We start from the raw sequence: 22,498 nt of genomic DNA, 5'->3' as shown, positions 1-22,498 counted from the left end.
TGGATTAAAGACTAAAGTTATTACCTAGATAAACTTTACGAACTTCCTGATTGGCGACAATCGCCTGCGCGCCCCCTTCGGCGATTACCCTGCCATCGTTAAGGATATAGGCACGATCACAAATGCCTAAGGTATCCCTGACATTATGTTCGGTAATCAGCACCCCGATGCCGCGATCTTTTAAATGGGCGATAATCTTTTTAATATCGTCCACCGATATCGGGTCAACGCCGGCGAAAGGCTCATCAAGTAAAATAAATTGAGGATCTGTAGCTAATGCTCTGGCGATTTCAACACGCCTGCGTTCGCCACCGGACAGGCTTAATGCAATCTGATCACGCAAATGAAAAATATGAAATTCCTCCAGCAATTCGTCAATCACCAGTTCCATCTGCCCTGGCGTCAAGTCAGAACGAATTTGCAAAACTGCGCGTAAATTATCCGCCACGCTGAGTTTGCGAAAAACCGAAGGTTCCTGCGGCAAATAACCGATACCCATTTGCGCCCTCAAATGCATGGGATAATCCGTCAAGGTATACGAATCCAGGACAATTTCCCCTTCATCGACCTTAATCAGACCGACCATCATATAAAAACTCGTTGTTTTTCCGGCGCCATTAGGCCCTAATAATCCGACCACCTCACCGGTATTAACATCCAGGGAGACCCCGTTAACTACATTACGTTTATTGTAGTTTTTTATTAACTGTTTTGCTGCTAGTTTAGCCATTTATTGGGAAGGTTCTTTCGATTTCGGTTTGAGAATGACATGGACCCGCTTGGAGTCAGATAATTTTTCTCCCGCCTTGACTAAAGAAGTTTTAATGTCGTACTCGATCAGTTTACTGGAATACGTCCCATTGCCCTGCCATACAGTAGCCTCATCGATCAATATTAACAGATTTTTTTTAGGATAATATTCACCGGTCAACGCTTCGCCGGTTATATCCTCTGCTCCTTCGCTAGGCGTCTGCTTGAACTTTGCCCGATTACCGGTAAAAACCAGCTTTTCCGCTTCCCCGTCTTTAAAATAAACCACCAGCTTGTCCGAATTTACGCGAATACTGCCCTGCACCGAGATCACATTGCCAGTATAAGTACTGATAGCCGCTTTATCATCATAGGTGGCTGTGTTGGAATCGATAATAATCGGCTGATCGGAATCGCTCTCCAGCGCAAATGACCTTACCCCATACAGTCCGCATAGCAATAGTAATAGCCGGCAGGCGATAGCCGTTTTTTTATTTTGTCTCATATCTCCCCTTCACTTTAGCAAGCAATTCCAGATGAATCGGCTCGGCAAAAACCACTTTCATTCCGGTTCCTGTTGTCCAATTGGGCGGGCTAATCAGTTCGGCCCACTCATCGGTTTCCGCATAACTGGTTTCCGGTTTTACTTTCAGATTAGAGGTATTGATTTTAAGGGGCCTGACTCCTTCGGCTTTAGCTCTGTCAACAGTGACCTTGCCATTTAGCAATAGGTTTTTACCGTCGGCAGACAAAATGCCGGTTTCAGATTTAATTACCCAGGGCGGGGTTTTTTCATTATGAAAAAACATTAAAGGATTAGTCAGATGCGTCGTCCTGTCATCACTGTAATGAATCAGTTTATCAGCAAGCAACTTGGTCTTTAATTTGCCGAGCTCATTCATTTCCCATTTTGCATAACCCTCGCTGAAATAATCCGGGCTATGCGCTGGAACCAGGCCTCGCCCGGTTTCATCCAGACCCGTCAATTTGACCAGCCACCAGCTCATCAAGGCGAAAATCCCTAAATACAGGTAACTATAGTTTCCATTCAGACGTATCATTTCAGATAGGCATTTATGATTTCGTCAAAGTTTCCCTGCGCCTGCATGATAAAATCACAGACTTCCCTTACGGCGCCGTGGCCGCCAGGCAGTACAGTACACCAGTCGGCTCGTTGCTTGACGGCAAAGTTTGCATCGCTTACCGCTATAGCCAAACCGGCTCGTATCATTATCGGCAAATCCATCAAGTCATCGCCTACATGAGCTGCATATTCCGGCGCTATGCCCGTTTTTTCAATAATTTCACTAAACGCGGCAATTTTATCTTCATGCCCCTGATAGACAAGTTCAATACCGAGATTCTTCATACGCAGCGCAACCGAATTTGATTTACGCCCCGAAATAACCGCCACTTCAACGCCGGTCTGGCGCAACAACTTGATACCGTGGCCATCCCGGGAATGAAATGATTTATATTCAATGCCTTCATTATCAAAAAAAAGTTTACCATCCGTTAAAACGCCGTCCACATCCAGAATCAGCAATTTAAGTCTTTTGGCCTTTTCCAGAATAAGCTTCATTTTCCCTGCCGGCTTCATCAGACAATTCCTGCCCGAATCAAATCATGCATATTCAACGCTCCTATCGGCTGGCCTAGCCTGTTGACTACAACCAAAGCATTAATTTTTTTCTGCTCCATAATCTGCATGGCTTCAGCAGCCAGAATTTCGGATGAAATGACGGTACACGGTGAAGTCATTACTTCAGTGATAATAGTACTGTGGATATCCAGATTTTTTCTCAGCATTCGCCGTAAATCGCCATCGGTAAAAATTCCGCTTATCTGATTATTGGCATTAACTATAGCCGTCATGCCCAGTTTTTTCTCGGTCATTTCCATCAGGGCATCGCTTATGAGCGCCGATTCCGGTACGGAGGGAATATCATGGCCGACATGCATGATATCGCTGACTATCAGCAACAATCGCTTGCCCAATCTGCCGCCGGGATGGGACAAAGCAAAATCATCACGGGTAAATCCTCGCGCTTCAAGCAAGGCCACCGCCAATGCATCCCCCATCACCAGCGCCGCGGTTGTGCTGGAAGTCGGTGCAAGCCCCAGCGGGCACGCCTCATGCTCAACCTTTACATTAATATGCATAGTAGCAAAAACGGCCAAGGTTGATGCGGGATTGCCGGTCAGTGCGATTAAAGGCACGCCCAGGCGTTTGATAATCGGCAGAATTTTTATTATTTCCTCGGTTTCTCCCGAATTTGACAAAGCCAGAACCACATCCTGCCGCGTAATCATGCCCAGATCGCCATGACTGGCTTCGCCGGGATGAACAAAAAAAGCAGGAGTTCCGGTACTCGCCAAAGTGGCAGCAATTTTGCCCGCAATATGGCCTGATTTTCCCATACCGGTCACTACAACACGGCCGGCACATCTGAACATCAACTTGCAGGCGGCTACAAAATTGTCATTGATTTGAGCCTTTAATGCGGCGATTGCCAGCATTTCCACCTGAACTACTTCGAGGCCCAATTCACGCAGCTTTAGGTCATGTAGCTTCATTTTTATGTCATTTTTTAACGCCAGGGTGAAACTGATAATCAATCATATGATGCGGCCCTGAATGACCATAAAGTAATAAATATAAGAAAACTGAGTTAAAAGCCCATTATTATGTCATATTTGTTTGGCTCATGTCCGCCATCCCTGGCAGATACTGATAATTATACTTTTTGCACCAGGCAGGCTTATATAATTTAAAGTTTTAGAATATAATTGAAAGTTATGGATGCTTTAATTTTTCTCATATAAATCAAATTGATATAGGCATTACATGAGTTAAATTCCGTATTTAGAGATTTTAAATCACATTTAAGCTGAAAATGTGAAGTTTGTTAATTTGCCCTGGCAAAATTCAAAGATATGGAAAAGCCGTTTAATTTATGGCACTATCCAGCTTTCTTTCAGAATTTTTGAATCATTCTTCAACTTTACTCTGTTTGATAAATGCGGAGGTTTGCCAATGAACACCGAAGCTATTCTTGCCGGCAATCTGCCGCCATTGATCATCTACTTTGCAGCAGTGCTTGCCATTACCTGCGTCATGCTGGGCGGAGCTTACCTGCTGGGGCAAAGACACCGCGCCAAAGCCGCTGACGAGCCTTTTGAATCTGGCATTGTACCGACCGGCGATGTTCATATTCGCTTTTCCGTGCACTTTTATCTGCTCGCCATTTTTTTTGTTATTTTCGATATGGAAACTGTATTCCTGTTTGCATGGTCAATAGCTTTAAATGAGTCCGGCTGGGCAGGCTTTATCGAGGCCTCGATTTTTATTATTGTATTATTTGCCGCCTTGATTTATCTGTGGGCCATAGGCGCTCTTGAATGGAGCACGCGCCGGCAGCGTATCGACCAATCACGATTCAGACTATAGAGGAATTTATGCACTGGAATCTGACTAAAGCAGAAAATGATTCTTCTCCAAAACCAGGGCAGCAATCTTATGAAGAAGCACTCCGGCATAGTTTTCTGTTTGCCAGGCTTGAAGATATGATTGCCTGGGGACGTGCCAATTCCGTTTGGCCTTTTAACTTTGGCCTGTCCTGCTGCTATGTTGAGATGGCGACAGCATTTACAAGCCGCCATGACATTGCCCGTTTTGGCTCCGAGGTAATCAGGGCATCGCCTCGCCAGGCCGATTTGATTATTATATCCGGCACGGTTTTTCGGAAAATGGCGCCGGTGGTCAAACGACTTTACGATCAGCTGCTGGAGCCGCGCTGGGTCATATCCATGGGTTCCTGCGCCAACTCCGGCGGCATGTATGATATTTACAGCGTGGTACAGGGCGTAGACAAGTTTTTGCCGGTCGATGTTTATGTGCCGGGCTGCCCCCCACGTCCAGAGGCTTTGCTGCAAGGATTGATGCTGCTGCAGGAGGCGATAGGAAAAGAAAAACGACCTTTAAGTTGGGTCGTCGGCGACCAGACGGTGCTTAAGGCGCCCAAGCCCAGTTACAGGGATTTATTGACCGAAGAAAGGATGCGTACGCGGCAACTGAGAGAACCTGACGAGTTATAAATCCATCTGAGGCATAGTAGCAAGTGAATTAAGGAGTATGCATTGGCAACCAGCGCAGAACTAATTGAGATTCCTTCCGGCACACCGCAGATCGTACGGGATCTGGCCGAACAAAAAGGGATAAGGGATTTTACCATTCAGCCTACGTGCGATGGCATAACGACTATTTGGGTTTCAAGACAAGATTTGCGCACCGTGCTCAATTATTTAAAGCGCGAAGCCGCCTCACCTTACACCCTGCTGTTTGATCTGGCTGCTATCGACGAACGCCAGCGCATTCACCGCCAGGGGCTTCCTGACAGCGATTTTTCCGTCATCTATCATTTATTATCATTTGAACGGAACGAGGATATCCGTATCAAGGTTGCCTTGTCTGAAGCGAGCCTTTCTCTGCCGACTATCTGCGATATCTGGCCTTCGGCCAATTGGTACGAGCGGGAAGCATGGGATATGTTCGGCATTGTTTTTGAAGGCCACCCGCATCTCAGGCGCATTCTCATGCCGCCTACCTGGCAGGGCCATCCGCTGCGCAAGGATCATTATGCCCGCGCCACTGAAATGGAGGCTTTCAGTCTGCCCGATGAGCGCCAGGAAATCGAACAGGACGCCTTGCGTTTCGTACCGGAAGACTGGGGCATGCGGCGTCACAGTGAAGACACTGATTTCATGTTTCTCAACATGGGGCCCAATCATCCCAGCGTGCATGGCGCTTTCCGGATAGCGCTGCAACTGGACGGCGAAGAAATAATCGATGCGCTGCCCGATATTGGCTATCACCACCGCGGCGCGGAAAAAATGGCCGAGCGCCAGTCCTGGCACACCTATATACCCTATACCGACCGGGTTGATTACCTCGGGGGCTCCCTCAATAATCTGCCTTATGTACTGGCTGTGGAACGATTGGCCGGCATCGAAGTCCCGGACCGGGCCAAAGTAATCCGCGTTATGATATCCGAATTTTACCGCCTGGCCAGCCACCTGCTTTTTTACGGTACTTATGCCCAGGATGTAGGACAGATGTCGCCGATCTTTTATATGTTCATAGACCGCGAAAAAGTATTCGATATACTCGAATCGATCAGCGGCGCGCGCATGCATTCCAGTTATTTTCGGATCGGCGGCGTTGCCCTGGATCTGCCTCATGGTTGGGACAAGCGGGTGCGGGAATTTGTCGATTATTTACCCGCGCGCCTGGATCAGTATGACAAAATGGTTATGAACAACGGTATTCTCAAACGGCGCACGCAGGGCGTCGGTTCTTATACCACGGCGGAAGCCATAGAATGGAGCGCCACCGGCCCGAATCTGAGAGCTACGGGGCTCGCCTGGGATTACCGCAAGGCACGGCCTTATTCCGGCTATGAAGATTTCGAGTTTGAAATCCCTACCGCGACGCACGGCGACTGCTACGACCGTTGTCTGGTACGTGTGGAGGAAATGCGGCAAAGTGTCCGCATCATCAGGCAATGCCTGGACAATATGCCGGAAGGCCCTTTCAAGGCTTATCATCCCTTGACTACGCCGCCTCCCAAGGCCCGCACCCTGCATGATATAGAAACCTTGATCCAGCATTTTCTCAATGTCAGCTGGGGTCCGGTAATTCCGCCCGGAGAAGCTTGCATTACTGTTGAAGCAACCAAAGGTCTGAACGGCTACTATCTGACCAGCGACGGCGGCACCCTGTCTTACCGCACTCGTATCCGCACTCCCTCGTTTCCTCACTTGCAAATGATTCCGCTGATGAGCCGCGGAATGATGGTGGCAGATATGATTGCAATACTGGCCAGCATAGATTTTGTCATGGCCGATGTGGATCGCTGATATGAAAGAGTTAATTGAAAAGCAAAAATTTACCGGATTAAGCGCCGCTGAAGTAGAGGAAATCAATGCTGAAATATCCCATTATGAGGACAAATCGGCAGTTTCCATCGAGGCCTTGAAAATTGTCCAGAAATACCGCGGCTGGGTCTCCGACGAATGTCTCATTGCCGCCGCCGAGCTGCTGGACATGTCGCCGGCGCAGCTTGAAGGCGTGGCGACCTTCTACAACCTGATTTATCGCCAGCCTGTGGGCAAGACAGTCATTCACTATTGCAACAGCGTGACTTGCTGGATGCTGGGCGCGGAAAAAGTAAGACAGCGCTTATGCGAGCACCTGCATGTCGAGCTGGGCGAAATGTCAGATGACGGCGCCTACACGGTTTTACCAATTGTTTGTCTTGGCGCCTGCGACCATGCGCCGGTTGTCATGGTAGGCAAAGAGCTCTGCCTTGACGTCATAGAAAATACTGTTAGTGAAATTCTCGGAAGGTAAATCACATGGAAAACCTGGATAAACCGCTAACCAGAAACATCCGGCCTGATCGCGGCTTTGCCACGCTCGCAGACTATGAAAACACCGGAGGATATCAAGGCCTGCGCAAAGCTGTTACGGAATTGCAGCCTAAAGAAGTGCAGCAATGGGTGAAGGATTCGGGACTTCGGGGACGGGGGGGCGCGGGTTTCGGTACCGGCCTCAAGTGGAGTCTCGTGCCTATGGGCGACGCCGACAGCGATAACCCGCATCAAATTCGTTATGTAATTGTCAATGCTGATGAAATGGAGCCGGGAACATTCAAGGATCGATTACTGATGGAAAAAGACCCGCATCAGTTAATTGAAGGAATAATCATCACCGCCTATGCCGTGCAGTCGCATATCGCTTATATATTTCTGCGCGGCGAGTATCACCTGTCGGCGCGGCGTCTTGAAACCGCTTTGCAGGAAGCGCGCGCCAAAGGCTATCTGGGCGAACATATTTTGAATTCGGAATTTAATCTTGAAATACACCTGCATACCAGCGCCGGGCGCTATATCTGCGGGGAAGAAACGGCGCTGATCAACGCCTTAGAGGGAAAACGCGCGAATCCTCGCGCCAAGCCTCCTCACCCGGTAGTAAGCGGGCTTTGGGGCAGGCCGACGGTAATCAATAATGTTGAAACCTTATGCAATGTGCCCCATATTATCAATTACGGAGTTCAGTGGTATAAGGAACTGGGACTTAGTGCAGCCACCGGAACCAAGTTATTTGGAGCAAGCGGGCGTGTTAAACGACCGGGTCTGTGGGAGTTGCCCATGGGCACGCCTATTCGGGATATTCTTGAAGAACATGCCGGCGGCATGCAGGATGGATATAAGCTGCGCGGCTTTTTGCCGGGCGGCGCATCGACGGATTTTTTATTGCCTGAACACCTGGATGTGGCAGCTGATTTCGATGCCGTAGCCAAGGTCGGCAGCCGTCTAGGCACCGGAACGATGATTATTCTCGATGACAAGACCTGCCCGGTGCAAATGGTGCTGAATCTGGAAGAGTTTTTTGCTCAGGAGTCGTGCGGCTGGTGCACTCCTTGCCGGGACGGCTTGCCGTGGACGGTAACTCTGCTGAGAGATATCATCAAGGGCCGCGGCCGCATGGAAGACCTTGATACGTTGGCAGGCTTAGTGCGCATGATGGGCCCCGGCAACACTTTCTGCGCCTTGGCGCCGGGCGCCATGGAGCCGCTGCAAAGCGCGCTGAAATATTTCCGGGAGGATTTCGAACGCTATATTGTCGGCAATAAAACATTACTGGAGGCGGGCTAATGGCGACCATCGAGATTGACGGCAAACACTATGAAGCTCAGGACGGGCAGAGCCTGCTTGCCGTTTGCCTGTCATTCGGCCTGAATCTTCCTTACTTTTGCTGGCATCCGGCCATGGGCTCGGTAGGCGCATGCCGGCAGTGCGCAGTCCTCCAGTACCAAAATCCGGAAGATAAAAGAGGCCGGCTGGTCATGGCCTGTATGACGCCGGTAGCCGACGCCATGCGTATTTCCATCGAGGCCGTGCCGGCAAGTCAATTTCGCCGTGAAAACATTGAACTGCTGATGATTAATCATCCCCACGACTGTCCGGTATGCGAAGAGGGCGGTGAATGCCATCTGCAGGATATGACGGAAATGTCGGGCCACACCTTTCGCCGCTACCGTGGCCAAAAGCGTACGCACGCCAATCAATATCTCGGCCCGTTTATCAATCATGAAATGAATCGCTGCATTGCCTGCTATCGCTGTGTACGTTTTTATGACGACTACGCAGGAGGCAACGATTTACAAGTCTTCGGCATGCATAACAACGTTTATTTCGGCCGCTTTGAAGAGGGCGCGCTGGAAAACGAATTCAGCGGCAACCTCGTGGAAGTCTGTCCCACCGGCGTTTTTACCGACAGGACGTTCAGCGCCCACTATGCGCGCAAGTGGGATTTGCAGACCGCGCCTTCAGTTTGCATACATTGCGGACTTGGCTGCAACACGGCTCCGGGTGAACGCTACGGGCAGCTCAGGCGCATCATCAACCGCTACAATGGCGAAGTTAACGGCTATTTTCTTTGTGACCGCGGACGCTTCGGCTACGGTTTTGTCAACAGCCCCGAGCGCATCCGCGAACCCTTGCTGGACGGCCGCAGCGAAATTACGCCGCAGGCCGCGGTAAACTACCTCGACAATTTATGCCAGACGGCCAAGGGCGTAATTGGAATTGGCTCGCCAAGAGCTTCATTAGAAGCCAACTTTGCGCTGCGCACGCTGGTGGGTGAAGAAAATTTCTTCCTCGGTCTAAACGATATCGAACATACCCTGCTCAGCACAATTTTCAATATTTTGCGCAATTGCGGCATCCATACGCCTTCGCTACGGGAGATCGAACAAGCCGATGCCGTGTTGATTATGGGTGAGGATGTGACCCACACCGCCCCCCGGCTGGCGCTTTCGCTGCGCCAGTCAGCCCGTAATGCCACATTCGATCTGGCGCGTAGTCTGAAAATAGCACCGTGGCAGGATGCGGCAGTGCGCGAACTGAAAACACAGATCAAAACTCCGATCTTTATTGCCAGTGTTTGCGCTACGCGCCTGGATGATATCGCGACTGATACTTTTCATGGCAGTCCTGAAGATATTGCCCGCCTGGGCTTCGCTATTGCTCATCGTCTGGATGACCAAGCCCCTGCCCCTGAGCTCATGAGCGATGCGGAAAACTCACTGGCAACAGCTATCGCCGCTGAACTGAAACAGGCAAAATGTCCGCTGATCGTGTCGGGGACAAGTTGTGCAAGCATTGCTGTGATTCAATCCGCCTACAACATTGCCAAGGCGCTGCCGTCAAAAGATAAACAGCTGACTTTTACGGTGCCGGAATGCAACAGCCTTGGGCTGGCGATAATGGGCGGAGGACGCCTGCGACAGGCCTTTGAAAGAATAAACGAGGGCGTGGCCGATAGCGTCATTGTCCTTGAGAATGATCTCTACCGCCGGGCGCACAGTCAAACGGTGGATTTGTTCCTGCAAAGCGCCGCGCATGTCGTAGTCATGGATAGCCTGAGAAATAAAACAGCCGAGCAGTCCGAACTGCTGCTCCCGACTGCGACTTTTGCCGAATCCGAAGGCACCTTAGTTAATAATGAAGGGCGGGCGCAGCGTTATTTTCCGGTGTACGCTGTTTCAGAGCCGGTACGCGGCAGCTGGCAGTGGCTGACGTCGGCCATGGAAGATTCTGAATGGCGCCATCATGACGACCTTACTGCGGCTTGCGCCCAAGCATTCCCCGACCTTGCAGCTATCGCGCAGGTGGCGCCGGGGGCGGCTTACCGCTTCAAGGGCAGCAAGATACCCCGGCAGCCCGAACGTTACAGCGGCCGCGCCGCGATGTTTGCCAATATTAATGTTCGCGAGCCCGCTCCGCCGCAAGATTTGGAAACGCCTTTCAGCTTTTCCATGGAAGGTGTAACGGCTCAGGTTCCGCCTGCCTTATTGCCGGTAATCCGGGCGCCCGGCTGGAATTCCAATCAGGCCGTCAATCAATTTGAGGAAGGCGTTGAAGGTCATCTGCGCGGCGGCGATCCGGGAATGAGATTAATTGAAGCATCAGGCAATCTGGCCTGGTTCAATGACATTCCTTCCGCTTTTAAAGCGGAAGAAGGCCAATGGCGCATCATGCCATTGCCGCACATTTTCGGCAGTGAAGAATTGAGTCTGCATTCAGCGCCAATAGCCGAGCGGCGGCCTGCTCCGAAAATTTTGCTGAACCCCTTAGATGCTCAGGCATTGGGAGTAGTAAATGGGGATAGGCTGGAAATCAGCCGCTCAATGGAAACTGCAATTGCAACGCTGCCGGTGCAAATCGAGACAACGCTGCCTCGAGGCTTATTGGGTGTACCAGCGATTCTGCCTGAAAATCAGCAAATAAATAATCCGGAGCGGGTGACCTTAAAAAAAGTGGCTGCGGAAGCCGAAAATAAGCCGGAGATTTTTTTATGAGTGCCGGCCTGGGCGGTGCAGGAGATATTATCGGCATACTTGCCGCGACGATCTTCGTTGCCGCCATGCTGATCTGGGTGGAACGCCGGATGCTGGCTATCTGGCAAGATCGGCTCGGGCCCAATCGGGTCGGGCCTTTAGGTCTTTTGCAGGTGATGGCGGACATGATCAAGATGTTCTTCAAGGAAGACTGGATTCCCCCCTTTGCCGACAAATTAGTGTTTGTGCTGGCTCCTACTATAGTGTTTATTACCATGCTCACGGGTTTTGCAGTCATTCCGTTTGCGCCGGGAGTCGGCATTATTGATTTCAATTTCGGGCTGCTATACTTCCTGGCGCTGTCCTCGCTGGCCGTTTACAGCATAGTTCTGGCCGGTTATGCTTCCAACAATAAATATTCGCTGCTCGGCGCTTTACGCGCCGCTGCACAGACGGTCAGCTATGAAGTATTCATGGGGCTTTCCATTATGGGCGTGGTCATGCTGGCCGGTACTTTTAATTTAAGGGAGATTGTCGAAGCTCAGCGGGATGGCTGGTTCATTGTTCCCCAGTTTGCAGGCTTTATTATTTTCCTGATTGCGGTAATCGCCGAAAGCCGCCGCGCTCCGCTTGATCTGCCGGAGGCCGAACAGGAACTGGTAGCCGGATTTCATACCGAGTATTCGGGCATGAAATTCGGCATGTTCTTCGTCGGCGAATACCTGGCGATTATCCTCAGCTCGGCAATGATCGTGACACTCTTTTTCGGCGGCTGGCTGGGTCCCTGGCTGCCGCCGCTGCTATGGTTTTGCCTGAAAACGACAGTCGGCATCCTGCTTTTTATTTTACTGCGGGGCGCGCTGCCGCGGCCCCGCTACGATCAGCTGATGTCGTTCGGCTGGAAAGTGATGCTGCCGGTTGCGTTGTTGAACTTGCTGGTTACGGGCGCCGTAGTGCTGTCATTAGCCGGTTGATGAACTGGAAAATACAGGAAAATTTATGTTGAGCCAATTGCAAACCCTGTGGGAAGTATTCAAACATACCTTCGTCAAAGCCGATACGGTGCAATATCCGGATCAGAAACCGGCACTGTCTCCCCGCTATCGCGGGCGCATTGTATTGACCCGCGATCCCGACGGCGAGGAGCGCTGCGTGGCCTGTAATTTATGCGCGGTCGCCTGTCCTGTCGATTGCATTGCCCTGCAGAAAGCCGAAGATGAAAACGGCCGCTGGTATCCCGAATTTTTTCGCATCAATTTCTCCCGCTGCATTATGTGCGGATTTTGCGAGGAGGCATGCCCGACCTATGCCATTCAATTGACGCCGGATTTTGAGATGAGTGAATATGACCGGCAGAATATGGTTTATGAAAAACAGCATCTGCTAATTGACGGCACAGGAAAATATCACGATTATAATTTTTACCGCGTGGCCGGCATGACTATCGGCGGCAAAGGCAAGGGCGAGGCTGAAAACGAAGCTCCCCCGGTCAATGTGAAAACGCTCTTACCCTGATGAATGGAGAAGTTTTATGATGCTGTTTTTATTTTATATTACTTCCGCCGTTGCCGTATTTGCCACAGTAATGATGATCACGCGCCTTAATGCGGTGCACGGCTTGCTGTATCTGATTTTGTCCTTGTTGGCCGCCGGCGTGCTGTTTTTTCTGTTAGGCGCGCATTTCGCTGCTGTGCTGGAAGTGATCATCTATGCCGGCGCCATTATGGTGCTGTTTGTTTTCGTCATCATGATGCTCAATCAAGGCCAAAAGACTACGGATCAGGAACGCATCTGGCTACAACCGACCATCTGGATTGGGCCTTCAGTGCTGGCAGTTATCCTGTTTGCAGAAATGCTCATAGTGATTGTGAGCGGCGGCAACGCCGAAACGGGTCAGATTGTCGATTCCAAGCAGGTGGCGATAGCTTTATACGGCCCGTATCTTTTGGCGGTAGAGCTGGCTTCAATGCTATTGCTTGCAGGCCTGGTGGGCGCTTATCATTTAGGCAAACCCATGCTCAAAAAAACCTTGGGGAAAAGAGCATGAACGGGATTCCGCTGGAACTGGGCCTGGTATTGTCCGCCGTGCTGTTTGTGCTGGGCCTGATCGGAGTAATGGTGCGGCGCAACCTGATTATGATCCTGATGTCTCTGGAAGTCATGCTCAACGCCACCGGTCTGGCTTTTATCGTGGCGGGGTCGCGCTGGGGACAGGCCGATGGGCAGATCATGTTTCTGCTGATACTGACCCTGGCCGCGGCCGAAGTAGGCGTCGGCCTGGGACTGGCTCTGCAAATCTTCCACCGCTTCCAAACTCTGGATGCCGATTCAGTTAATGAAATGCAGGGATAGGAGGCAAAAGTGATCGAACTGCTGGGATGGGTGCCCTTTCTTCCGTTTCTGGGATTTTTAATCCTGGCAATAGCTGGCGAACGGCTTTCCAGGCGTCTTATTCCCTGGATAGGGGCCGGAAGTGTGGGAATTTCGGCCCTGTTAACAGCCTTGATTGGAGCCCAATTCCTGAAGGGAGCAATGCCGCCTTACCGTCTGGCGCTGGGCTCCTGGATGGCGGTTGACAATCTGTCGGTACCTTTCGGTTTCTATCTCGACCCCCTATCGATGACAATGCTTTTCGTGGTCACCGGCGTCGGCTTTCTGATCCATGTTTATTCCGCCGAATTCATGGAGTCCGATCCGGGCTATGCGCGTTTTTTTGCCTATATGAATCTGTTTGTTTCGGCCATGCTGGTGCTGGTGCTGGCGGACAACCTGGTGCTGCTTTACCTGGGCTGGGAAGGGGTCGGGCTGGGCAGCTATCTGTTAATCGGTTTCTGGTATGAAGACCCGAACAACGGTTATGCGGCTCGCAAGGCCTTTGTCATGACCCGTGCGGGCGATACGTCCATGGCGATAGGCCTGTTTCTGCTGTTTACGCAGCTGCATACATTTGATATCCAGTCAGTCATGACCCAGGCTACCAACCTTTGGACGCCCGGCACGGTGTTGCCGGTAGCGGCCGCCGCTTTGCTGCTCGGGGGAGCCGTGGGTAAATCAGCGCAATTGCCGCTGCAGTCCTGGCTGCCCGATGCCATGGCGGGCCCTACCCCGGTCAGCGCGCTGATCCATGCCGCCACCATGGTCACCGCAGGCGTTTACCTGATCGCCAGAACCCATGCCTTGTTCATGCTTGCGCCTTCCGTGCAATTTGCAGTCGCGGTCATTGGCGCTGTCACCTTGTTGATGGCGGGCTGTTCGGCCCTGGCCCAGACTGATATCAAGCGCATTCTGGCTTACTCAACCATCAGTCAGATTGGCTATATGTTTCTTGCCCTGGGTGTCGGAGCCTGGTCAGCGGCAATTTTTCACCTGCTGACTCATGCGTTTTTCAAAGCGCTGTTATTCCTCGCTGCCGGCGCAGTGATTCTCTGTTTTCATCACGAGCACAATATTTTCAGGATGGGCGGCTTGCGCAAATCCATGCCGCTTGCATTCTTGAGTTTTATGATAGGCAGCGCGGCCTTGTCTGGCCTGCCTTTCACCTCCGGCTATTACAGCAAACACGAGATCCTGCTGGCAGCCTTCGAAGTCTCTCCCGTTTTATGGACCGCAGGTTGCCTCGGAGCGCTGATTACAGGCATATACAGCTTCCGTCTGGTGTTCGTGGCCTTTTTCGGTCCGCAACATGCTCAGGTCGAAAAAAGTCCCGGTTGGCGCATGAGCGCGCCGCTCCTTTTGCTCTGCATATTGGCGCTCGCAGGCGCTATGCTGGAAATACCGCTGGCTTCGGTATTTTCAGCTTTAGCTGCCGACGAAAATCTGCACGAACTTAATACTGTCTCGGCCATCACCGTAGCCGCACCTTTTATAGGTGTATTAATTGCAGGATTATTCTATCTCACCGGCGCCTTCTCAACGCAGCGTCTTGAAAGCCTGGTCTGGATCAGGCAAATACAGCGGTTCTTTTTTAGCGGCTGGGGCATGGATGCATTTTATAATATTTTACTGGTGCGGCCTTTCAAGACTATCGCAAGACTCAATAAAAACGATGCCGTGGATAGCATTTACTCGGCGACAGCTTTTCTAAGTTTAATGTTCCACCGGCTGTTCAGCTCGTTACAAACCGGACAGGTTCGCTGGTATGCCTCATCCATGGTATTGGGGACGATAGTCATTATCGCCATAGGTTGGCTGTCATGATCCTGCTCGCGCTGATTCTGGTGCTATTTCTGGGCGGCCTGGCTGCCTGGTTTTCAGAGCGATGGAATCCGGAAGCTCCGCGCTGGGTAGCGGTTATTACTCTATCAATTGAGTCGCTGCTGGTGATTGTGCAATATTCGGCATCCGGCCGCATCGATTATCTCTCTGCCGGCATGCCGCAAGCCTGGATAGCTGATTTCCAGGGGGCATGGATTCCGCGCTTCGGCATTGGTTTTCATCTGGCCGCCGATGGGCTGAGCCTGCTATTAATAGCGCTGACTGAGTTTCTGGGCTTTATGGCAGTCAGCAGTTCCTGGACTGAAATCAGGGAAAGACAGGGTTTCTTTTTCTTTAATTTATTATCGTGTCTGGCCGGCACCATCGGCGTTTTTTTGGCGCTCGATCTGTTCCTGTTCTTTTTTTTCTGGGAATTGATGATTATTCCCATGTACTTTTTAATCAGCATCTGGGGCCATGAAAACCGCATTTATGCGGCGATAAAGTTTTTTATTTTCACCCAGGTGAGCAGTCTTCTCATGCTGGTGGCAATAGTGGCTCTGGTGCTGAAACACCATAGCAATAGCGGTGTCTATACTTTTGATTATTTCGACTTGCTAAATACCCGGCTTGAACCTGATGTTGCGTTGTGGCTGATGGCGGGCTTTTTTATCGCCTTTACTGTCAAGCTGCCTGCAGTGCCGTTTCATACCTGGCTTCCCGATGCCCACACCCAGGCGCCTACCGGCGGCAGTGTTATTCTGGCCGGCGTAATGCTCAAGACCGGCGCTTACGGTTTGCTGCGCTTCGTCGTGCCGCTGTTTCCTGAAGCGGCTCATGAGTTCGCCCCGATTGCCATGATGCTGGGCACAATCAGCGTGCTGTATGCCGCGGTAATGGCTTTTGCACAGTCTGATCTGAAACGCCTGATTGCCTACACCAGTGTCAGTCATATGGGCTTTATCCTGCTGGGTATATTTTCCTGGAACTTCCTGGCGCTGCAGGGCGCAGTTATCACCATGCTGGCGCACGGCATTAGCGCCGCCGCCTTATTTATGATAGCCGGCGCTTTGCAGGAACGTTTGCATACCCGGGAAATGGAGCGTATGGGAGGGCTCTGGTCTGCAATTCCGCACCTGTCGGCCTTCACCCTGTTTTTTGCAATGGCTTCCCTGGGCCTGCCGGGTTTGGGGAATTTCATTGGCGAATTCCTGGTCCTGGTCGGCGCTTTCGGGGTCAATGCATCGCTGACCGTCATCACCGCTCTGGGTCTTATTCTGGCTCCGGTTTATGCGCTGATCATTATCCAGAAGGCCTTTCATGGCCCAACGCGGCAATACGCCGGTTTGCGCGATTTCAGTCGCCGCGAACTGGCCTCCTTCGGCTTGCTTGTGCTTATCATGGTCTGGCTTGGTATTAGGCCCCAGGCAGTGCTGGACATCTCGGCTCCGGCAATTAAACAAGACATACAAAACACACAGGCAATGGAGAACGGATGAATAGTAACCAGTTTATCGCCCTAGCGCCTATCCTGATTATCGCAGGCGCTGCGGTAGTCACCATGCTTATAATCGCCATCCGGCGTAACTTTGTCCTGATTAACTGCGTTTCAGCCTGCGGAATTCTGCTATCGCTGCTGGCGGTCGGATTGATATGGCAAGCGAATCCGGTTCAGGCAACTTCACTGATCCGCGTGGATGGCTACGCGCTCTTTTATACCGCACTTTTATTGCTGACAGGCCTTTCCGTTATAGGGCTTTGCTATGACTATTTCAAGGCACGGACAGGTGAAAATGAAGAGCTGTTTGTGCTGCTGTTAACCGCTCTTCTGGGCGCTGTAGTACTGGTCAGCAGCAGCCATTTTGCCAGCTTTTTTATCGGCCTGGAAACACTCAGCATTTCTCTTTTTGTTCTGATCAGCTATACGATCAATCGGCAAAACTCCCTGGAAGCAGCCATCAAATACCTGATTTTATCGGGCGTATCGTCGGCTTTTTTACTGTTCGGGATGGCATTGATTTATGCCCAAAGCGGCGTACTGGACTTCAACGGCATCGGCCGCTATCTCATGAACCAGAAGGATATGAATGCGTTGGTGCTGAGCGGCGTTATTCTGATTATAGCCGGCGTGGGCTTCAAGCTTTCTTTGGCGCCGTTCCATCTCTGGACGCCGGATGTTTATGAAGGCGCGCCTTCACCCATTACCGCATTTATCGCCACAGCGTCAAAAGGCGCGGTTTTTGCCCTGCTGCTGCGTTATTTCATCAGCGCCTACAATTACTCATACCTGCCCTTCCTGACTGTTTTAAGCGTCATTGCGGTCTTATCCATCCTGATAGGTAATCTGCTGGCGCTGCTGCAAAACAATGTCAAACGCTTGCTGGCCTATTCATCCATTGGCCATATGGGGTATGTGCTGGTTGCCTTTATTGCGGGCGGCCGCATTGCTCCGGCATTGGTAGTTGAATCCGTTACTTTCTATCTGGTTACCTATTTCATTACCACTATCGGGGCCTTTGGGATTATTTCCGTATTGTCGACTCCACAAATAGAGGCTGATGACTTATCTTTTTATCGCGGGCTGTTCTGGCGGCAACCTTGGCTGGCGACGATATTTACCTTAATGCTGATATCGCTGGCAGGAATTCCGCTGACTGCGGGTTTTATCGGTAAATTCTATATTTTTGCCAGCGGAGCTGATGCCCGGCTATGGGGACTGCTGCTCACGGTTATTGTCGGAAGCGGTCTGGGACTGTATTATTATTTAAGAGTTGTTGTGGTTATGTCGATGAATGTCGAAGCTACAGCGATTGAACCCGTTGAACCTGTTCAAAAACGGATGTCCACCACAATTCTCGCTGTTTTAACCTTATTGCTACTCTGGTTTGGCCTTTACCCAGGCCATTTAATAGAGTCCATTTTATTAATATCCAATAGCCTGAAGTAATGTCGGCGGATTTATACAGGTTCTAATTTTTCTTTACTGACTACTATCTGCCTGAAAATCCTGAAAACGGCATTACATAAGAGGAAGCATCTGATCAAGAATCTTGCCGTTGGTCACCAATACCTGCTTGGGGAAAATGCCTTTTTTCCCTTGAAAATCGGTAACGGTAGCGCCGGCTTCGCTTGCTATCAGAACTCCGGCAGCAATGTCATACAGGTTTAACTCCTGTTCCCAGAAAGCATCGACCTGACCATCCGCGACCAGGCACAAGTCCAATGCCGCCGACCCGAAACGGCGTTGCCCGGTCGTTACTTCCGCGATCCTGCAAAACCGTTGAAGGTTGTTCTCTTTCAAATAATTACGTAAACAGGCAAAGCCGGTAGCAACCATTGCCTCAGATAGCTGGCTCTCAGAAGATACGCTAATCGGCAAGCCGTTTTTCCACGCGCCTTTGCCCTTTTCTGCGCAATAGTAGTCGTTCAGAGCAGGCGCATACACTGCCCCTATTACCAGTTCCTGATCAATTTCCAAGGCTACGCTGACAGCCCAAAAATACTGGCCTCGGGAAAATGAATGAGTGCCATCAATAGGATCGACGATCCAGCGGCTGGATTGATTTTCACTTTGTCCGCTTTCTTCTCCCCAAAAACCGAATTGCGGATATTCCCTGGCGAGATTTTCTTTTAAAAAGGCTTCAACCGCGACATCCGCATCAGTGACAAAATCGCGAGGACTTTTTTTATTGATTTTCAATAAGGTCAGGTCTTTAAAATGAGTTAAGGCAAGTGATCCGGCTTTGCGGACTACCTCTTCAAGAAAGGCAAGTGAAATAGGCATGGGATGTAACCTGGGGATGAAAATAGAGAATTAGTGGAGTTGCGGCTCCTCAGCGCAGATACTGTTAGAGTTGCAACTCAAAAGAGTATGAGTAATCAGACTGAAATTACGGCATAGGCTGGTTTAACTTAAAATGCTATCCCTGCTTTTTAGATAAGCCTGCATTATAAAGCCTTTACCTTCTCCAATACTTCCCGTGCATGGCCTTCCGGCGTTACGCCGTAAGCAACATCAACCAGTTTGCCTTCTTTATCGATTATGAAAGTGGAGCGAAGTATGCCCATTGATTTAACGCCATTTCTTTCTTTTTCCCGCCATACGTCATAGCTTTCGCATAGTTTTCCATCCGTATCGGCTATTAAATCCACTTTTAATCCGAATTTTTCAATAAAAAGCGTATGACTTTCGCAAGTATCCTTGCTTACCCCTATGACTACCGTATCAAATTTGGAAAACTCACTGGCAAGCCGGGTGAAGTCGTTAGCTTCTATAGTACAGCCCGGAGTATCATCTTTGGGATAAAAATATAAAACAACGTTTTTTTTGCCTCGATAATCCAGCAGATTAATCAGCTTGTTATCCTGGTTTCGCGCACTAAAAACCGGCGCCGTGCTTTGTTTTTGTAACATGCTAAGACTCCTCACTTGATTTATTCTTTCAGCCGGCACGCGGCAAGCAAAATTGGCGATCCGGACCAAGGCTGATAATGCCAAAATATCTGAAAATTAATATGAACTTGTAGAAAAGACTCGTCAAAAATCCACCTGTTCACCCTGAATTTAGATTATAACGACCTGGCGACAACAAGAGCAACTCCAAACTTTTTTAAATTCAAATACCTGGAGATTTTTATCCGTATGCCCGATAAGGCTGAAATAAAATAGTAAATATAAAGATATGGCTGATTTTACATTTTTATTGTCGATCTGGCTTTAAAATAATTCCCTTGGGTATAGTTGTAATAAGGAATAGGCGAGATGACAATCGACGGAGCTTGAAAGCTAAAGTAACCTCTCCCTTTATACTCATCAGACATAAACACGGAATAATATATAACAGCTCACTTTTAATTCAGGCCTTACATTTTACGCGCCTGATTCATTGGCCAACGCCTGAATTATATCAAAGTAGTAAAAGTACAATATCGGATAGGTGATTAATAATTAACTTATAGTCTGAAACACGTAAGGTTGAAGCGAGCAATAATTGTCAACGTAGGCTGACCAGGGCATGCTTAAACATCTTTCTGAGGAATCATCAGGAGCTTGTACGGTAGCTTAGGAGTTACCTGGCGCTTAAGCCATAAAACGGGAAACATTGCTTCCAACAACTGGAGATTGCAATGACTTTAGATAGAAACGCCTACTTGATTTGCCTTCTAGCCATTATGCAAATCCTGACAGCCTGTGCGCCGAACATAATTTATCGCAGTGTTTATGAAACTTGCCGGGTATCTGCGAGAGTAAAATGTGATAAAAATTCACTGCAATATTATAACGTCGGAGCTTCTGACGAGTATATGCTCGGCTTTGTGGAAATTGATGATCAGGGCCAATTGCGCGATCGCTCCCAAATGAAGGCTGTGATTGATACTTTCTACAAAACTGCGGCAAGCGAAAGTGTTTTAATAACTGTGTTTGTTCACGGCTGGCATCATAATGCGCAGCCCGGTGATCCCAATATCGAAAGTTTTAAAGGCAATCTCGCCAAGCTCAGCAAAGTAGAAAGCAGTTTAAGCCTGACACAAAAGCGGCCTCCGCGTAAAATCATAGGTGTTTATGTAGGATGGCGAGGCGAATCCATCACTATTCCTGTTATAAACGGACTGACCTTTTGGGAACGCAAGAATACGGCGCAAGATGGCGGATATCTGGGTGTTACCGAACTGCTTCTTAAGCTGGAAGAAATTGCCAATGTCAGAAATTCTGTTTTGCCGCCGATAAAAAGCCGCCTGGTGGTGATAGGGCACAGTTTTGGCGGCGCTGTAGTTTATAGCGCAACTTCACAAATTCTTGCCAGCCGTTTTGTCGATAGCAAGGCCGGTAAAGGCTTTACTAATACAGCCAAAGGTTTCGGCGATCTGGTGGTGCTGCTCAATCCTGCTTTTGAAGCCCTGCGTTATGCGCCTTTCTATGAACTGGCGGAAGAAAGGTGCAGTTATTTTCTTGAACAGGTGCCCAGGTTGGCCATTTTGACTTCGGAAACCGATAACGCCACGAAACTGGCCTTCCCCGCAGGCCGGATATTCACCACTTTTTTTGAAACTCACAATACCATTCAACGCACTATCTGCAAGCGGCCCTTAATCCTTGATGAAGGCGAAGCAGATAGAACAGCGGTGGGACATTATATGCCCTTGATCAGTCACTCTTTGCAGCCTGCCGATGAGAAACAGGCGCAACGAAGCGCCAACTATAATAATATGAAAAATATCTGGAGCACGCAGATCAGAGGCGGCTCTACCCGATTCGGAGCAGTGGTGCTGACTCATCTTGATAAAACCGAGCCGCGCAATCCCTATCTGAATATTCGCGTGAATGAAGAATTGATTGGAAGTCACAATGATGTATTTGGGGAAAAAATAATGGAATTTCTTCGCTTGCTGATCGTATTGTCCACCTCAGAATAAATCCTACACACTGGCTACGTACTTACCCCAAGCTGACGTATTGAAAAGCCATGTTCAGTTAGTAAATAATTTGGCCGGATCATTTTAAACTTGGGGTTAAGCCCTATTGATAGCCAACAATCCCTTTTCAATCCACTGCGGCAAAGATTGACCAGAGCAAGAGGACAATCTAGGAGAGTATAAAAAATCCTTGTAAACCGTTGTTAAATTACTTAGGGTATTGGCTCTGGGAACATAATTATAAACTGATTCATAGTCGGCATCCTGCCCATAACAGCATCGACTATTTTTTAGCGGCGTTGTCGAAGGCTAAATGGATGACTTTCATGGTCGCCTCGCCTTCTTGCTTACCCTGTGCACGACATAGCAGGACTTGGGTTTTCGGAAAGACGGCGGCGATCGTCTTTGGGAAACCGCTCAAACCATCGACACAGGCGATGAACGCATCTTTGACCCCCAACTTTTGAACTCTGTCAGGACAAAGAGCCAGAATTTGGCGCCTTCATTTTTAGATAGCCATATAAGCCTAACAAGTCTTTTCACCCTGACTGGGCGGCGCCTAAGACCAGTTAAATGGCCTTGTTAATGACGTGCTTGTCCCTTCGTATTTGGCATTGCTAAATAAATATAGACAATGTATAAGTTTTGGAACATTCAGGTGCCTTGGGAGGGCGTGATGGATTGTCCAAAATGCGGCAAGCAAGCGAACTGCAAAGACGGCCGAGCGAATGGCCG

The 22,498-nt window shown here is 49.7% G+C and carries 21 protein-coding genes and 1 pseudogene; 14 read left to right on the top strand and 8 right to left on the bottom strand.

The window, feature by feature from the left end; all coding sequences use genetic code 11:
* Window positions 1-4: 4 nt before the first annotated feature.
* Genes lptB through HUX64_RS12150 form a run of 5 tightly spaced genes read right to left on the bottom strand, consistent with a single transcriptional unit; the run spans window position 5 to window position 3,327 of the window.
* Window positions 5-730 carry an LPS export ABC transporter ATP-binding protein gene (gene lptB / locus HUX64_RS12170; protein WP_174626502.1) on the bottom strand — a complete coding sequence of 242 codons (726 nt, stop codon included), beginning with the start codon at window positions 728-730 and terminating at the stop codon, window positions 5-7.
* A complete protein-coding gene (lptA, locus tag HUX64_RS12165) occupies window positions 731-1,255 on the bottom strand; it encodes a lipopolysaccharide transport periplasmic protein LptA (protein WP_174626501.1) in 525 nt (174 codons plus the stop codon).
* A complete protein-coding gene (gene lptC / locus HUX64_RS12160) occupies window positions 1,242-1,757 on the bottom strand; it encodes an LPS export ABC transporter periplasmic protein LptC (protein WP_343034397.1) in 516 nt (171 codons plus the stop codon). The genes lptA and lptC overlap by 14 nt, the downstream gene beginning before the upstream one ends.
* Window positions 1,758-1,807: 50 nt before the next feature.
* Window positions 1,808-2,350 carry a 3-deoxy-manno-octulosonate-8-phosphatase KdsC gene (gene kdsC, locus HUX64_RS12155; protein WP_343034396.1) on the bottom strand — a complete coding sequence of 181 codons (543 nt, stop codon included), beginning with the start codon at window positions 2,348-2,350 and terminating at the stop codon, window positions 1,808-1,810.
* A complete protein-coding gene (locus tag HUX64_RS12150) occupies window positions 2,350-3,327 on the bottom strand; it encodes a KpsF/GutQ family sugar-phosphate isomerase (protein ID WP_174626499.1) in 978 nt (325 codons plus the stop codon). Before HUX64_RS12150 ends, kdsC begins: the two co-directional genes overlap by 1 nt.
* Window positions 3,328-3,787: 460 nt before the next feature.
* Between HUX64_RS12150 and ndhC the strand changes: the two genes are divergently transcribed.
* From ndhC to HUX64_RS12085, 13 genes are all read left to right on the top strand, one after another.
* The gene (gene ndhC / locus HUX64_RS12145; RefSeq protein WP_174626498.1) at window positions 3,788-4,201 is read left to right on the top strand and encodes an NADH-quinone oxidoreductase subunit A; all 414 of its coding nucleotides are present in this window, start codon (window positions 3,788-3,790) and stop codon (window positions 4,199-4,201) included.
* Between the two features lie 8 nt (window positions 4,202-4,209).
* A complete protein-coding gene (locus HUX64_RS12140; protein WP_174626497.1) occupies window positions 4,210-4,848 on the top strand; it encodes an NADH-quinone oxidoreductase subunit B in 639 nt (212 codons plus the stop codon).
* 90 nt (window positions 4,849-4,938) lie between these two features.
* Window positions 4,939-6,669 carry an NADH-quinone oxidoreductase subunit C/D gene (gene nuoC, locus HUX64_RS12135; protein ID WP_425484260.1) on the top strand — a complete coding sequence of 577 codons (1,731 nt, stop codon included), beginning with the start codon at window positions 4,939-4,941 and terminating at the stop codon, window positions 6,667-6,669.
* A gap of 1 nt (window position 6,670) precedes the next feature.
* The gene (nuoE, locus tag HUX64_RS12130) at window positions 6,671-7,162 is read left to right on the top strand and encodes an NADH-quinone oxidoreductase subunit NuoE (protein ID WP_174626495.1); all 492 of its coding nucleotides are present in this window, start codon (window positions 6,671-6,673) and stop codon (window positions 7,160-7,162) included.
* A gap of 5 nt (window positions 7,163-7,167) precedes the next feature.
* Window positions 7,168-8,469 (top strand): NADH-quinone oxidoreductase subunit NuoF, encoded by a 1,302-nt coding sequence (gene nuoF / locus HUX64_RS12125; protein ID WP_174626494.1) that lies wholly within the window; start codon window positions 7,168-7,170, stop codon window positions 8,467-8,469.
* The gene (gene nuoG / locus HUX64_RS12120; RefSeq protein WP_174626493.1) at window positions 8,469-11,177 is read left to right on the top strand and encodes an NADH-quinone oxidoreductase subunit NuoG; all 2,709 of its coding nucleotides are present in this window, start codon (window positions 8,469-8,471) and stop codon (window positions 11,175-11,177) included. The genes nuoF and nuoG overlap by 1 nt, the downstream gene beginning before the upstream one ends.
* The gene (gene nuoH, locus HUX64_RS12115; protein ID WP_174626492.1) at window positions 11,174-12,130 is read left to right on the top strand and encodes an NADH-quinone oxidoreductase subunit NuoH; all 957 of its coding nucleotides are present in this window, start codon (window positions 11,174-11,176) and stop codon (window positions 12,128-12,130) included. Before nuoG ends, nuoH begins: the two co-directional genes overlap by 4 nt.
* A gap of 25 nt (window positions 12,131-12,155) precedes the next feature.
* A complete protein-coding gene (nuoI, locus tag HUX64_RS12110; RefSeq protein ID WP_174626491.1) occupies window positions 12,156-12,671 on the top strand; it encodes an NADH-quinone oxidoreductase subunit NuoI in 516 nt (171 codons plus the stop codon).
* A 16-nt stretch (window positions 12,672-12,687) separates the two neighbouring features.
* Window positions 12,688-13,203 (top strand): NADH-quinone oxidoreductase subunit J, encoded by a 516-nt coding sequence (gene nuoJ / locus HUX64_RS12105; protein WP_174626490.1) that lies wholly within the window; start codon window positions 12,688-12,690, stop codon window positions 13,201-13,203.
* The gene (gene nuoK / locus HUX64_RS12100) at window positions 13,200-13,508 is read left to right on the top strand and encodes an NADH-quinone oxidoreductase subunit NuoK (protein WP_174626489.1); all 309 of its coding nucleotides are present in this window, start codon (window positions 13,200-13,202) and stop codon (window positions 13,506-13,508) included. Before nuoJ ends, nuoK begins: the two co-directional genes overlap by 4 nt.
* Before the next feature lie 9 nt (window positions 13,509-13,517).
* A complete protein-coding gene (gene nuoL, locus HUX64_RS12095; protein ID WP_174626488.1) occupies window positions 13,518-15,353 on the top strand; it encodes an NADH-quinone oxidoreductase subunit L in 1,836 nt (611 codons plus the stop codon).
* Window positions 15,350-16,849, top strand: a complete 1,500-nt coding sequence (gene nuoM / locus HUX64_RS12090) for an NADH-quinone oxidoreductase subunit M (protein ID WP_174626487.1) — start codon at window positions 15,350-15,352, stop codon at window positions 16,847-16,849. Before nuoL ends, nuoM begins: the two co-directional genes overlap by 4 nt.
* Entirely contained in the window at window positions 16,846-18,297 is a 1,452-nt protein-coding gene (locus HUX64_RS12085; RefSeq protein ID WP_174626486.1) for an NADH-quinone oxidoreductase subunit N, read from the top strand. Before nuoM ends, HUX64_RS12085 begins: the two co-directional genes overlap by 4 nt.
* Window positions 18,298-18,369: 72 nt before the next feature.
* On the opposite strand, the gene HUX64_RS12080 is transcribed toward HUX64_RS12085, so the two are convergent.
* The gene (locus HUX64_RS12080) at window positions 18,370-19,134 is read right to left on the bottom strand and encodes an inositol monophosphatase family protein (RefSeq protein WP_174626485.1); all 765 of its coding nucleotides are present in this window, start codon (window positions 19,132-19,134) and stop codon (window positions 18,370-18,372) included.
* Between the two features lie 164 nt (window positions 19,135-19,298).
* On the bottom strand, window positions 19,299-19,763 hold the full coding sequence (locus HUX64_RS12075) for a peroxiredoxin (RefSeq protein ID WP_174626484.1): 465 nt from the start codon (window positions 19,761-19,763) through the stop codon (window positions 19,299-19,301).
* Between the two features lie 713 nt (window positions 19,764-20,476).
* Between HUX64_RS12075 and HUX64_RS12070 the strand changes: the two genes are divergently transcribed.
* On the top strand, window positions 20,477-21,763 hold the full coding sequence (locus tag HUX64_RS12070; RefSeq protein ID WP_174626483.1) for an esterase: 1,287 nt from the start codon (window positions 20,477-20,479) through the stop codon (window positions 21,761-21,763).
* A 361-nt stretch (window positions 21,764-22,124) separates the two neighbouring features.
* Here HUX64_RS12070 and HUX64_RS19740 read toward each other — a convergent pair.
* Window positions 22,125-22,302 (bottom strand): annotated as a pseudogene (locus tag HUX64_RS19740) (transposase); the annotation flags it as partial.
* Window positions 22,303-22,498: the final 196 nt, after the last annotated feature.

Origin of the sequence: Candidatus Methylobacter favarea (assembly GCF_902806695.1) — a bacterium.
GTDB classification, from domain to species: Bacteria; Pseudomonadota; Gammaproteobacteria; order Methylococcales; family Methylomonadaceae; genus Methylobacter_B; species Methylobacter_B favarea.
This window is presented reverse-complemented; position numbering and strand designations above follow the sequence as displayed.

Coding starts and splice junctions, on each gene's coding strand:
- lptB (WP_174626502.1), bottom strand. CDS start 730: ATGGCTAAACTAGCAGCAAAACAGTTAATAAAAAACTACAATAAACGT.
- lptA (WP_174626501.1), bottom strand. CDS start 1,255: ATGAGACAAAATAAAAAAACGGCTATCGCCTGCCGGCTATTACTATTG.
- lptC (WP_343034397.1), bottom strand. CDS start 1,757: ATGAGCTGGTGGCTGGTCAAATTGACGGGTCTGGATGAAACCGGGCGA.
- kdsC (WP_343034396.1), bottom strand. CDS start 2,350: ATGAAGCCGGCAGGGAAAATGAAGCTTATTCTGGAAAAGGCCAAAAGA.
- HUX64_RS12150 (WP_174626499.1), bottom strand. CDS start 3,327: ATGAAGCTACATGACCTAAAGCTGCGTGAATTGGGCCTCGAAGTAGTT.
- ndhC (WP_174626498.1), top strand. CDS start 3,788: ATGAACACCGAAGCTATTCTTGCCGGCAATCTGCCGCCATTGATCATC.
- HUX64_RS12140 (WP_174626497.1), top strand. CDS start 4,210: ATGCACTGGAATCTGACTAAAGCAGAAAATGATTCTTCTCCAAAACCA.
- nuoE (WP_174626495.1), top strand. CDS start 6,671: ATGAAAGAGTTAATTGAAAAGCAAAAATTTACCGGATTAAGCGCCGCT.
- nuoF (WP_174626494.1), top strand. CDS start 7,168: ATGGAAAACCTGGATAAACCGCTAACCAGAAACATCCGGCCTGATCGC.
- nuoG (WP_174626493.1), top strand. CDS start 8,469: ATGGCGACCATCGAGATTGACGGCAAACACTATGAAGCTCAGGACGGG.
- nuoH (WP_174626492.1), top strand. CDS start 11,174: ATGAGTGCCGGCCTGGGCGGTGCAGGAGATATTATCGGCATACTTGCC.
- nuoI (WP_174626491.1), top strand. CDS start 12,156: ATGTTGAGCCAATTGCAAACCCTGTGGGAAGTATTCAAACATACCTTC.
- nuoJ (WP_174626490.1), top strand. CDS start 12,688: ATGATGCTGTTTTTATTTTATATTACTTCCGCCGTTGCCGTATTTGCC.
- nuoK (WP_174626489.1), top strand. CDS start 13,200: ATGAACGGGATTCCGCTGGAACTGGGCCTGGTATTGTCCGCCGTGCTG.
- nuoM (WP_174626487.1), top strand. CDS start 15,350: ATGATCCTGCTCGCGCTGATTCTGGTGCTATTTCTGGGCGGCCTGGCT.
- HUX64_RS12085 (WP_174626486.1), top strand. CDS start 16,846: ATGAATAGTAACCAGTTTATCGCCCTAGCGCCTATCCTGATTATCGCA.
- HUX64_RS12080 (WP_174626485.1), bottom strand. CDS start 19,134: ATGCCTATTTCACTTGCCTTTCTTGAAGAGGTAGTCCGCAAAGCCGGA.
- HUX64_RS12075 (WP_174626484.1), bottom strand. CDS start 19,763: ATGTTACAAAAACAAAGCACGGCGCCGGTTTTTAGTGCGCGAAACCAG.
- HUX64_RS12070 (WP_174626483.1), top strand. CDS start 20,477: ATGACTTTAGATAGAAACGCCTACTTGATTTGCCTTCTAGCCATTATG.